Here is an 11,476-nt window from a genome sequence, read left to right as displayed (position 1 = left end):
GAGTCGCCTTTTCTATATCGGCCTTCCAACAACCTTGTTAAAAAGGTTTTGCTGTGAGCACTGACTGCGCCGGAAAAGCTGCGGCATAAAAAATTCTTAATTATTAAGTAATGCGTGAAACTTTATCATATTAGCTTTGTCTGATACTCCATGTTTTGCATTCAGTCATCAATCAACCCCTTCTCATGATCTCTTTCAAGCACAGGCAAAACCTGACGAAATGGACACTACTGCTCGTGTGGTGGGTCGTTGGTGTGTGTCTGGCAAACAACATCGGCTTTATCCAGAGTTGCGTGCTTGAATACTCCGAAGATGGCGCTGTTGCACAAACTCTGATGCAAGCAACCGACAGTGGAGAAGAGACTGCGTCGAAATGTGAGTTATCAGAACACCTGATTAACCTCGACCAACATCATATCGCTGATCAGGCAGTGTTGGTTTATACGATAGCGCTAGCACTCATACTGTGGCTGTTATCGACAACACCTTATTTCCCACCATTTACTGAGCCGATCTTACATAAGGGTAGGCGAGTACACCTCAAGATATGTGTCTTTAGAGAATGAGTTTTCGAGCGTTCTAGTAACACTCAAAAAATTCATCTTTAAGGAAACTCATAAATGAAAAATTCAAAAACGTCGCTACGTTTAGCCATATTGTGGCTATTCGCGACCTTGTACGCCATGTTCACATTAAGCGTGCAAGCTGCTGCTTCTGCAGAACCTGTATCAACAGGCTGGATGCAAGAAGCAAATCATCCCTACATCGAAACTCGATTTATCCTAACAGGACGAATCAACCCTCAAGAAAAAACCGTGGCTGGCTATTTAGAAGCTCGCTTGGCTGGCGAATGGAAAACCTACTGGCGAAGCCCCGGTGAGGGTGGTATCGCCCCTAAAATGAATTGGGATAAGTCCCAAAACATTACTGATGTCGAGTGGTTTTGGACCTTCCCAGAGCGCTTTGACCTGTTGGGTATCGATACATTAGGCTACAAACATAACGCCATCTTCCCGATGAAGATTCACGTGGAAGATATCTCAAAACCAGTAAATTTAGATGCCGTTTTGACTATGTCATCATGCACCGAGATTTGTGTTTTGACTGACTTCCCGATCCAACTTCAATTCACGCCTGATGAATTGATTCCAGCGGATGAAGCAGCGTTTCAATTTGCTCAAACCATGAGCAAAGTGCCAAAACCATCACCACTGCTAAGCGACATCACAGCAAGTTGGGACCAAAGCAAATCGCAACTTCAAGTGACAGCAACTCACCAACTGGGTTGGCAAAAGCCAGACGTGATTGTCGATGGTCAATCGATAGAAATGCAAGACGCCAGTTTCTCCCTGCCTAACATCCAAATCGAACAGAATAAGCTGGTCGCGACTTTTGACGTCAGCAGTTGGATGGAAACACCAAACCTAGTGGGAGAAGCGATCTCAATTAGCGTCAAAGACGACGAGTTTGTGGCTGAACAACCGACAACCGTCGTTGCTGGAGCCATTGCTTCGGATAACATATCCCTTCTCAGTATGTTGCTTTTCGCACTGTTGGGCGGGTTCATTTTAAATATCATGCCGTGCGTTTTCCCTGTACTTGGCATGAAACTAAGTAGCGTTGTATTAGCGCAAGGTATGGCGAAGAAGCAGGTCAGATTCCAGTTTTTGGCCTCGGCAGTTGGGATTCTTGCTTCGTTTTGGCTCATCGCACTTTTCCTCACGGTACTTAAGCTATCAGGCAGTGCCATTGGATGGGGAATTCAGTTCCAAAGTGGTTGGTTCATCGGTGTTATGTTCTTAATTACTGCTCTGTTCGGCGCAAACATGTTGGGATTGTTTGAGGTTCGGTTGTCATCGAATACCAATACTTGGCTAGCCTCGAAGGGTGACAACAGTTACATAGGGCATTTCACACAAGGTATGTTTGCCACACTATTGGCAACACCATGCTCTGCGCCTTTCCTTGGCACCGCCGTCGCTTTCGCACTTGCGACCAACATTCCAACCATGTTTGGTATTTTCACAGCTCTTGCACTTGGAATGGCGTTGCCTTGGGTTGCTGTCGCGCTCTTTCCTTCCATCGCAATGGCACTACCAAAACCTGGTCAGTGGATGAATCGAATCAAATACGCCTTTGGCGTGATGATGCTCATCACCAGTATTTGGCTGATGTCATTGCTCGCGAACCACCTCTCTGAAGAGTGGCTCTACGGATTGATTGCTATCAGCGCGAGTGCACTGTTTGCTCGCATGGTTCAAGTGCACGGAGTCAAAGCCACCCTAATCTGCAGTGCTCTATTGATTGCTTCTTTGGGTGTAACGATTGTGGCAAAAGAATCCAATACCAATGTCCTGCCTCCAGAGCCAAAGTGGGAAGCTCTATCAGCGCAAGCCATCGACCAATATGTTGAAGAGGGAAAAGTTGTGTTTGTCGATGTCACTGCAGATTGGTGCGTGACCTGCAAAGCAAACAAGGTTGGCGTTCTACTGCAAGAGCCTGTTTATAGCGAACTCAACAGTGCAGATGTCGTGGCTATGCAAGGCGACTGGACTGTGCCAAGTGATAGCGTGACGTCCTACCTACAAAGCTACGACCGGTTTGGCGTGCCATTCAATATCGTCTTTGGGCCAGGAGCGCCAAATGGTATCGAATTACCTGTCATTCTGACCAGTGATGATGTCATTAGCGCCATTGAAAAAGCACGTGGTGAATGATGAAAAAGCAACGTCTAAAGAGGTCATGGATAGAAGAATCCATCCTCTATGTTTTATTTGCGGGGGTATTGGTCTTTGCCGTGGATACATGGAGAACCAAAGACATTCCGACGTTTGATGTCCCTCATCTCGCCGGCAACTCCCTTTCTGGGCAGTATCTCGATGTCATGGAGATGAGTAAGGATGAACCCGTGATTGTGTATTTTTGGGCAACCTGGTGCGCAGCATGTAAGTTCGTCACTCCTACCGTCGATTGGTTCGGCAATCACTATCAAGTTATTGGGGTTTCTCTCAACTCCGGTTCAGACGAGAGAGTAAAGCGCTACATGACAGCTAAAGACTATACCTTCAACAATATTAACGACTTACGTGGTGAAATCTCAAAGCAATGGGGAATAGCAGTCACACCCACCATCGCCATTATAAAAGACGGCGAGATAAAGAGCGTAACAAGCGGTATCACAACACCTGTCGGGTTAATTGCCCGTTTATGGATGACAAAATTCTAATTGGTAACAAACATGAAATTGAACTTCACACTAATCGCTGCACTGATTGCAGCATTCACTTTCACTCCCGTGTCTTTCGCAAAAACTCAGGAGCAGAAAATTGAAGAAATTGCGCAACTTCTTAGAGACAACGGGGAGATTGTCGACTCATTGCACGAGAGTCTTGAACTCTATATCGAACAACGTAATGGTTTCGAAAAGACACTCGCGGAAAATCACGATTACATGTTTAACAACCCTGAAATTCCGTGGTTTGGTGCAGCCAATCCAAAGCTCACCATTGCAGTCTTTACCGACTTGAGTTGTCCATGGTGTAAAAAGCTAGACCCGGTTCTTCATCAGATCGCCAAAGAGCTTCCGAATGACATCAAAGTCGTGAATTTATACGTTCCTTTGAAAGAAAGAGGAAATGGCTCTAACTCTGCTACTTTCGCACTTAATGTTTGGAAAGGTGATAACGATAAGTTCAAGCAAGTGGAAAAAACCATGATGAGTAAGCCGGGAATACACAACGCCCGTTCTATCATGAAAGTAGCCACCACAAACGATGTGGCTCAATATGTTTCTACCGATGATGCGAGCACAGCGATTGTTGAAAAGAACTATGAGCTATTTATGAAGTTGGGGGCGAGTGGCACCCCAGCCATTCTCATTGATGGAGAAGTGATTCCTGGCTACATGCCATTTGAAGATCTCTTCCCACTCGTTCAGCAAAAGTTAAAAGAGTTAGAAACTCAATAACAAACAAAAAAACCGACGCTAACAGGCGTCGGTTTTTTATCAGCAGTAGTAAAGGACGCCAAGCGTTGTTACCCCGAAGACACCAACAATGCTGGACGTTGCAACCAACACTGCCACAAATAAGATAAGAAACTGACTAAACTTCATATACTCACGCGCCAAATGAAAGCTCTATTATCATATTGATTTTAAACACATAAAAAGCATTAGAGTGTCCAATCTAACACAAAAACAAATGCATGTTTTTTCCGATTTTTATTCTTCTCAAAATTCTCACACTCGACACATTGCGTGATCATGATCACTTAAAATCTCAACTATGAAACAACTTTATGGATGCAGATCACACTTTTTCTGCTAGTATAGCGCCCCGTTGCGTATTCGTTAGCAGTGGACACAACGCAGAGTATCTCGCTGGATTCATTTGTAATTTCACTTTTTGAGAAACAGCTATACTCAATTGATGGCTTAGTTATTAATCTAATAATAAGGTAATTAGCTTATGTGTAAATGTGGTTCAATGCAGATCGTACAAGTAAAACAAAGTTGGGCGGATAAATTATTCGGCTACTCAGAGCGCTGGAAATGCCAACTTTGCCGTAAGGTCTTCCGCTTCTAAAAGCACAATAAAAAATAATCTTAGAGTTTCTAAGAAAAAGCAGTGGCCCGACAATGATTGTCGGGTTTTGTTTTTTTCGCCCCTGCTCTATCTCGCCCACGTGAATCCTATTGTTCTTAACCTAGCATCTAGCTGTCGGTTGGGTATAAAATCATGCCCACTTATTACTTCATCAACTCATACATAATCGGTCACTATGAACAAAAGTTTGCTGACTAATATCCTCGCGATCGCCATGATGGGCGCGGGATATCACATTCAAAATGATTACCTTTGGTACGCGGGCCTGTTCGCTTTTTCTGGCGCGATCACCAACTGGCTAGCGATTCACATGCTGTTTGAAAAAGTACCCGGCTTATATGGCTCTGGCGTCATTCCAGCGCGCTTCGAAGAGTTCAAGCTGGCAATCAAAAACCTGATGATGGAGCAGTTCTTTACTGAAGCAAACATCGATCGTTTCTTAAACAAAGAAATGGCAGGTGGTGTGAACATCAATCTTGAACCCGTGATTGAGAAAGTCGACCTAAACCCAGCGTTTGACTCATTGGTTGAAGTCATCGAAGGATCTCAGTTTGGTGGCATGCTAGCGATGTTTGGCGGAGCAGAAGCGCTGCAACCTATGCGCCAACCATTCGTAGAGAAGATGCAAGAATCCATTATCGATCTGAGTAAGAGCGACAGCATCAAAGAAGCGCTAAAAGAGCAGATGGAATCGCCAGCAATGATGGATGAAATCAAGCAGAACATCGAAAGCATCATCGATCAGCGCCTTAGCGAACTGACACCAGCTTTGGTGAAAGAAATCGTACAGAAGATGATTAAAGAACATCTTGGCTGGCTCGTAGTTTGGGGTGGCGTATTTGGTGGCCTGATCGGCGTATTGACCACTTTCGTCAGCGCTTAATTGATATAAGCTACGTACGAGAATTGAAAAGGAGCCTCCATGGCTCCTTTTTTGTGTCTGTCATGTGAACCTAAACGTGGGTATTAACCAAGCAGCTCTGGATTTACACCAAACCCAGTCTTATGTTCTTCGATGACCACTTCACTACGAGTTTGTATCACGCCAGGCAAAGTCCCCAGCTTACTCGACATAAACTCCTGATAAGCCTTCATGTTCTTCACTCGCACTTTGATCATGGTATCGAAGTCACCTGACAGCGAGTAGCACTCTTCAATTTCAGGCATCAACTCGACCGCTTTAGCAAATTTCTCGAAAATCGAGAAGCTGGTTTGATCAAGACGAATATGAATAAAGACCTGCACATCCAGCCCAAGCTTTTCGGCATTGAGCTCTGCGTGATAGCCATTGATGAAGCCTTCTTTTTCCAACCGTTTTACGCGTTCAGAGCATGGTGATGTGGTTAAGTTAACCTGCTTCGCCAATTCCACCACTGGAATTCGACCTCGAGAATGTAACACTCTCAAAATCTGTAAATCAATTCTGTCTAGTTGATAACTCATTAACCACATCCTTGTAACAACTCAGGAATCACCAGATTAATAGTTACTATTCAGTTTGCAAATAGTGAAATGAGCAACGTGTGAAACTCGCAGGCATTTAACGTTTGCCCTGAACAAAAAGTCGTCAAATATTCTAAAAATGAAAACATTCATGCATCTAATTTATAAATAGACCAAACAATATGGGTGACTTTATTAATAAGATAATTTTGTTAACGAAAAAATGGAATGATGAACTTTGAATAGAAAAACATGAGCTTTTAAGAAAAGAAATGAGCCAAATGGTAAGGCAATAATAGGCAAAAATAATGAGGAGAAAGCAATGTTAACCCTACAACTCGCGTACAAGCCATTTGGTGTTGGTGAATGGACGTACACGACCGTTTCACACGAAGTGGCAAAATCTCTGGCGTCTGAATATGCCTCTTACGGCTGGCCAGTTATGATCGATGGAATGCCATTTGCAGCAGAGAAAGAACTGGCTGCTTAAACGTCGATTACATGATTGCTGATGTCTGTCGCGCTGGATGTTGAACCACTTCACCGATAGCGCGATGGTTACAGCAACGGCAGTAGTACTGCGGTTCCATTTCGTAGTAATGCTCACCTGATACAAACTTTGCCATCAACTGAGTAAAACTCACGACTTTGCCAGTTAGCGTAGCGATATGCTCTGGTTCACAACGCTTCATGATCACTTTATGCTGCGTTGTTCTTTTGCAAACTGAGCAATAAATATTAGGCATTTCCTTTCTCCCTGATTTCCTGTGCTACTGACAATTGACATATTTTGTTCAAAATAATTCCACAATAAAAAAGCCCCTTTGCTTTTTTGTGTTCCACATCCAAAAAATGACACCCAATAACTCAAAAACTGAGACCTTGGTCAGACCTCAATTTTTCGACCAAATTATGAAAAATAGCACCTATGTATGTAATACTACAAGACTTCATACATAACTGATTGTACGTACTTATTTTTTACATTCGGTATTGCCCATATTGCTCTGCTTGCCCACGAGAGAAGACGGATTTATCTCTCCAAAACGGCTTCAATTTACAGTGTGAATTGTGTGCAAAATAAGCAGTGGAGCTGACTCCCTCTTCGTACAGAACATGCCGTTCCAAAGAGATAAACAAGGAAGTAAGATGATTCATATTACCTTCGTCCGCCATGGACGCTCACTTGCAGATGATTTACGCGTTCATGAAGGACGATTCGACAGCCCACTCACCGAGTTTGGAATTCAACAAGCCGAAAATCGCGCGAAGCAGTTTGCCGAAGAAGGGCGAAAGTACGACGCGATTTTAAGTAGCTCAATGCAGCGTGCACGTCATGTTGGAGAGATATTTTCTACACACCTAAATGTCCCTATGACCACGCATGATGAATTGATGGAGCGTGATAACGGCCCGTTGCAAGGGCTACCTTTTAGCGAATCTCAACACAAATACCCTATGGCTGATTTCGTCAACCCGTACCAACCTTGCGTCGTCTCTGCCAATGAAGGGGAAAGCGGTGTTGAGCTTTACGCCCGAGCAAGCCTTGCCCTTCAATCTATCATCAGACGTGGCAGTGGCCGCTACTTGGTGGTTTCCCACGGACGCTTCCTCAGCACGATGTTTAATGTGATTTGTGGCAACCAACCAAGAGCCAACGAAACTGGCGTCCGATTTGCGTTCGATGATTTGGGCTACTTCGACACAACTTACCGACCTGATCTCGATGTGTGGGTCATTCAATCTGTAAGGTGATTCCGTTATGCCAACACAACGAAAACTCTTTACTGAACGACTCATTCTGCGACCTTTCCAGCATGAAGATAGTGAACGCGTCGCTTTACTCGCGGGTGAAAAAATCATCGCAGATATGACCGCGAACATTCCGCATCCTTATGAGCTGCCTATGGCGAAAACTTGGATTGAAGGACATGCGCCAATGTACAAAGAGCGCAGAGGTGTCGTCTACGCTATTACCTTGCGTGAGTCAGGGGAGTTATTAGGTGCTGTGAGCATACCGAGAGTTGAGGATGGCTATGGCACTTTAGGTTATTGGCTCGGTGTCCCTTATTGGGGGAAGGGTTACGCGTTTGAAGCTACGAACGCCCTAATCGAGTTCGCGCGTGTCGACTTTGAGTTAGCTGGAATTAAGGTACGGCACTTAGTGGAAAACCAACGTTCCAAATCGGTGATAAACAAACTCAATGTACCTTACGTCGAAAACACTTGGGTTGGCCAAAAAGGGGCAGAGCGTGAAGTTTGTGTTTATCAGCGCCGCTTCTCTTCTACCGATTAAACCTGAGAGCGTTCCGCAAACGTAAGAAACCATGGATTAAACACTGAGACGTGCCTCTTAGAACTGATGCTTAGCAAAGCTAAGAGGTACGCATTCCCGAACTTACAACATTATGATGCTGAAGAATCTTGTATAGATCGTCCAAAATAACAAATGGAGTTGTTGGTATGGAAAGCTTAGCAAGAAAACTCAATCAACATGGATACTCCTGCCAAGCATTAGATAGAAAAGTCAAAGTGGAACTTGGTGGGTTTGGTCAATTTGCTTACGTCAAAAAAGACCATCAAAGCGGTCATTATGTAGTTCAAGACAGTTTAACCATTCAAATAGTGGCACTTGTGTTAATGCTTGGTTCTGGCTTGTATGGCTTGGTGACTCATGGAAGTGGAATAAGTGGAGCGATGGCGGCCATTTCCATTGGTAGTTTAGTCCACTTAATCGTGATTGAAGTGAAGACTCAACCACTTAAGAAAACCTTAGAAGAGCTCTCAAACTCTGGGTTAAAAGAGGCAGAGAATGGTCATTCATGAAACCTCTCAAAACCTACCTAAAAGCAGTGGACACTGGCTCATTGTCTCGCTCTTATCCCTTTCCTATTTTGCTTATCTCTCAGATAAACTCGTTGAGCTTGGGTTGGTGATACTCATTGCTTTAGCGATAAAGCAGATCTCAAAACGCTTCGAAAATTGCGCCTTCACGCCCAAAAGCATCCATATCGATTCGGCTTTGAATACTTTTAAATATTATCAGGATTCAACCGTTTATTTTCGTCTCCCATTGGATGAGATAACCCAAGTTCGTATTCAACAAGAATTTCTCTATGGCAACAATTTGATGATCTACACCTCAAATGATTCTTACCAAGTGCCAAACTCAGACAATTTTGACGCTCACCAGTTAGCGCAATTAATGCAGAAGATCCAAGAGAAGATTGATGATTGAAATAGTCAAAGCAGATGTGAATAACATCATAGAGGTGGCTGAACTCGTTTCCAGAATCACGCAACGCCATATCCTTGAGCACTTCACTGAAGAAGGAAAACGTAGGTTTCTCGCCAGAATTGAACGGGATGTGACACAAGCAATGACACATCCTAACTTCTTGGCCTTAACTGCCTTCCAAGACAATAACCTTGTCGGTTTCGCCGCTCTCAAAGACGGCAATTATCTCACCCACTTGTTCGTGGCAACTGAAGTTCAAGGTCATGGTTTGGGTAAACAACTTCTCGATACGATATTAGACTCAACCCAAGATAAACCAAGAAGTTATGTGCGCCTTCGATCAGCGCCTAATGCGGTCTCGTTTTACCAAAACTACGGTTTTGTGGCCACAGATGACATCCGTGAGAAAGAAGGAATACGTTATGTGCCAATGCATTTAGTTATCCCTTCTTCTCTTTAAATACAAAAAAGCCAGCGATGATGCTGGCTTTTCTCTATCTTAGTCTTGAGCGACTTTCACGCGAATCTTGCTTTTCGCTACGCTGGTCAAGTTCAGCGCTTCCAGTGCAGCAATCGCCTCTGCTTCATCTGGCATGATCACAAAGCCGAAGCCTTTCGATAAACCGGTTTCTTGATCAAGAACCAGAGTACAAAGTTCTACTTTGCCGTGCGCTGAGAATAGTTTGCGCATCTCTTGCTCGGTTGTTTCACGAGCCAAGTTTCTTACTAAAAGTTTCATAGTGAACCTAGTTGGTTTAATAACCGTACGATTCTCTCAGGTTCTTCCAAGCAAACCAAGCGAATAATATTGTACGAACGACTAGATCATTCTAAGTACATCTGATTAAATGATTTTTCGTTCATTTTTCACCCAAAGGAGAGCCGATATGGAAACGAAACGTCTAAAGCTAATCCCCGCTTGTTTGGAACGTGCAGAGGAAGCACATCAAGTCGTGGTACGTTGCCAGAAGACGCTCGAAACGTACCTTCCTTGGGTGCCACATGTGCTCACACTAGAAGCCATGATTGAGGGAACAGAAAAAGCCGTCGCCAACTTTGAAAACTTCGAAGAGGAATTGCGTTACTTCATTATCGAAAAGGAAAGCGATCGCTTAATAGGCGCCGTTGGCTTGATGATTAGAGACCAAGAAGTACCAGCATTTGAGATTGGCTACTGGTTAGATGATATCGCTGTTGGTAACGGCTACATTTCCGAAGCGGTGTTAGAATTAGAGCGCTACGCGTTTGAAGATCTTGGTGCGAGGCGCATTGCTATTACGGCAGATTCAACCAACCTAAAAAGCCGCGCCGTGGCAGAGCGTTGTGGTTATGATTTTGAAGGTGAGTTGAGACACGATCGCCTCTCTACCTCAGGGGAATTGAGTAACACTGTGGTTTACTCAAAAATCCGTCACTAGGCAGTTTATGATTAAACTTTTTTATTAAATATAGCGCCACAAAAAATAAGCCTCACGAAGAGGCTTATTTTTATTTAACCGGTTTTTAATACGCTGCTTAGGCGCTAATTATAGAGCACGAATGCGCACAATTTCGTCTTGCTCAATACCCAAAGATTCAAGGAATTTTTGGTGCTCAGCAGGCTCCATCTCTTCAAATTTCTGGTGCCACGTCACCATGTCGTTTTCAGAGAAACCCGCCGCTTGCATGATTTGTACCCAACGTTCTTTAGTCACAATGTTATCCTCTATCAGTTGTGGTTCTTGTAATAGCACCACGATCGCTTTTTGCTGCGCTCGTAGGTTTTGAATCTCACGTTCGAGTTCATTGAAATGGTCTTTCAAGATCTTCGCTTGAGATTTGCCTTTCTGTGCCAACAAAGTGCGTATGCTGGAAATCGGTAACCCATAAGAACGATAGGACGAGATGGTTTTTAAACGCTGAATCTCTTTTTCTCCATACCAGCGATAACCGTTTTCTGAACGATGTGCAGGCGCTAGCAAGCCTTCACGCTCATAGTAAAGAATCGTAGTACGAGAGAGTCCACACTCTCTGGCCAGTTGGGTTACGGTTAGCATAGTGGCTCCTTTTGTCGGTACAGACATAGCATCAGCCCTACACTGATAGACGGGTCAACACGTTTTTTACTATACCTCAGAAATTCTCTAATTGAGGTATTGGTGCATCATTCAAATCACCATCGACCATAGAGTAAGCACAAAAAAGCCCG

The 11,476-nt window shown here is 44.0% G+C and carries 16 protein-coding genes; 12 read left to right on the top strand and 4 right to left on the bottom strand.

Annotated elements, in window-relative coordinates:
* Positions 1–236: 236 nt before the first annotated feature.
* From ACLIIY_RS19900 to ACLIIY_RS19880, 5 genes are all read left to right on the top strand, one after another.
* Complete coding sequence (locus ACLIIY_RS19900) at positions 237–566, top strand: hypothetical protein (protein ID WP_230599488.1); 330 nt, start codon at positions 237–239, stop codon at positions 564–566.
* 54 nt (positions 567–620) lie between these two features.
* The gene (locus ACLIIY_RS19895; protein WP_434529206.1) at positions 621–2,717 is read left to right on the top strand and encodes a protein-disulfide reductase DsbD family protein; all 2,097 of its coding nucleotides are present in this window, start codon (positions 621–623) and stop codon (positions 2,715–2,717) included.
* On the top strand, positions 2,714–3,226 hold the full coding sequence (locus ACLIIY_RS19890) for a protein disulfide oxidoreductase (RefSeq protein ID WP_434529205.1): 513 nt from the start codon (positions 2,714–2,716) through the stop codon (positions 3,224–3,226). Before ACLIIY_RS19895 ends, ACLIIY_RS19890 begins: the two co-directional genes overlap by 4 nt.
* A gap of 12 nt (positions 3,227–3,238) precedes the next feature.
* Positions 3,239–3,967: a DsbA family protein gene (locus ACLIIY_RS19885; protein WP_434529204.1), complete on the top strand. Its 729-nt coding sequence runs from the start codon at positions 3,239–3,241 to the stop codon at positions 3,965–3,967.
* An 815-nt stretch (positions 3,968–4,782) separates the two neighbouring features.
* A complete protein-coding gene (locus tag ACLIIY_RS19880; RefSeq protein WP_005435770.1) occupies positions 4,783–5,490 on the top strand; it encodes a DUF445 domain-containing protein in 708 nt (235 codons plus the stop codon).
* Positions 5,491–5,573: 83 nt separating this feature from the next.
* Here ACLIIY_RS19880 and ACLIIY_RS19875 read toward each other — a convergent pair whose 3' ends face one another.
* Positions 5,574–6,050 carry an Lrp/AsnC family transcriptional regulator gene (locus ACLIIY_RS19875; protein ID WP_033005158.1) on the bottom strand — a complete coding sequence of 159 codons (477 nt, stop codon included), beginning with the start codon at positions 6,048–6,050 and terminating at the stop codon, positions 5,574–5,576.
* Positions 6,051–6,372: 322 nt separating this feature from the next.
* Between ACLIIY_RS19875 and ACLIIY_RS19870 the strand changes: the two genes are divergently transcribed.
* The gene (locus ACLIIY_RS19870) at positions 6,373–6,540 is read left to right on the top strand and encodes a hypothetical protein (RefSeq protein WP_009706656.1); all 168 of its coding nucleotides are present in this window, start codon (positions 6,373–6,375) and stop codon (positions 6,538–6,540) included.
* A 7-nt stretch (positions 6,541–6,547) separates the two neighbouring features.
* Here the strand turns inward: ACLIIY_RS19870 and ACLIIY_RS19865 are convergent, their stop codons facing one another.
* Entirely contained in the window at positions 6,548–6,796 is a 249-nt protein-coding gene (locus tag ACLIIY_RS19865; protein WP_020194154.1) for a hypothetical protein, read from the bottom strand.
* A gap of 403 nt (positions 6,797–7,199) precedes the next feature.
* Here ACLIIY_RS19865 and ACLIIY_RS19860 point away from each other — a divergent pair, with 403 nt between their 5' ends.
* The 5 genes from ACLIIY_RS19860 to ACLIIY_RS19840 all read left to right on the top strand — a co-directional run bounded on the left by ACLIIY_RS19860 (position 7,200) and on the right by ACLIIY_RS19840 (position 9,748).
* Positions 7,200–7,805, top strand: coding sequence for a histidine phosphatase family protein (locus ACLIIY_RS19860; RefSeq protein WP_434529203.1), 606 nt, complete (start codon positions 7,200–7,202; stop codon positions 7,803–7,805).
* Positions 7,806–7,812: 7 nt separating this feature from the next.
* Positions 7,813–8,346: a GNAT family N-acetyltransferase gene (locus tag ACLIIY_RS19855; RefSeq protein WP_434529202.1), complete on the top strand. Its 534-nt coding sequence runs from the start codon at positions 7,813–7,815 to the stop codon at positions 8,344–8,346.
* Between the two features lie 167 nt (positions 8,347–8,513).
* A complete protein-coding gene (locus tag ACLIIY_RS19850; protein WP_434529201.1) occupies positions 8,514–8,876 on the top strand; it encodes a hypothetical protein in 363 nt (120 codons plus the stop codon).
* On the top strand, positions 8,863–9,288 hold the full coding sequence (locus tag ACLIIY_RS19845) for a hypothetical protein (RefSeq protein WP_434529200.1): 426 nt from the start codon (positions 8,863–8,865) through the stop codon (positions 9,286–9,288). The genes ACLIIY_RS19850 and ACLIIY_RS19845 overlap by 14 nt, the downstream gene beginning before the upstream one ends.
* Complete coding sequence (locus ACLIIY_RS19840; RefSeq protein ID WP_052470695.1) at positions 9,281–9,748, top strand: GNAT family N-acetyltransferase; 468 nt, start codon at positions 9,281–9,283, stop codon at positions 9,746–9,748. Before ACLIIY_RS19845 ends, ACLIIY_RS19840 begins: the two co-directional genes overlap by 8 nt.
* A 39-nt stretch (positions 9,749–9,787) precedes the next feature.
* Here ACLIIY_RS19840 and ACLIIY_RS19835 read toward each other — a convergent pair whose 3' ends face one another.
* Positions 9,788–10,027: an RNA recognition motif domain-containing protein gene (locus ACLIIY_RS19835; RefSeq protein WP_009706659.1), complete on the bottom strand. Its 240-nt coding sequence runs from the start codon at positions 10,025–10,027 to the stop codon at positions 9,788–9,790.
* A gap of 148 nt (positions 10,028–10,175) precedes the next feature.
* Here ACLIIY_RS19835 and ACLIIY_RS19830 point away from each other — a divergent pair, with 148 nt between their 5' ends.
* Complete coding sequence (locus ACLIIY_RS19830) at positions 10,176–10,706, top strand: GNAT family N-acetyltransferase (protein ID WP_009706660.1); 531 nt, start codon at positions 10,176–10,178, stop codon at positions 10,704–10,706.
* Positions 10,707–10,814: 108 nt separating this feature from the next.
* On the opposite strand, the gene ACLIIY_RS19825 is transcribed toward ACLIIY_RS19830, so the two are convergent.
* Complete coding sequence (locus ACLIIY_RS19825; protein WP_434529199.1) at positions 10,815–11,324, bottom strand: MerR family transcriptional regulator; 510 nt, start codon at positions 11,322–11,324, stop codon at positions 10,815–10,817.
* Between the last annotated feature and the right edge of the window lie 152 nt (positions 11,325–11,476).

It is taken from the genome of Vibrio sp. K4 (genome assembly GCF_051122595.1).
In the GTDB taxonomy this organism is placed as follows: domain Bacteria; phylum Pseudomonadota; class Gammaproteobacteria; order Enterobacterales; family Vibrionaceae; genus Vibrio; species Vibrio owensii.
Note: the sequence above shows the minus strand (reverse complement) of the source record. Positions and strands in the feature narration are given on the sequence as shown.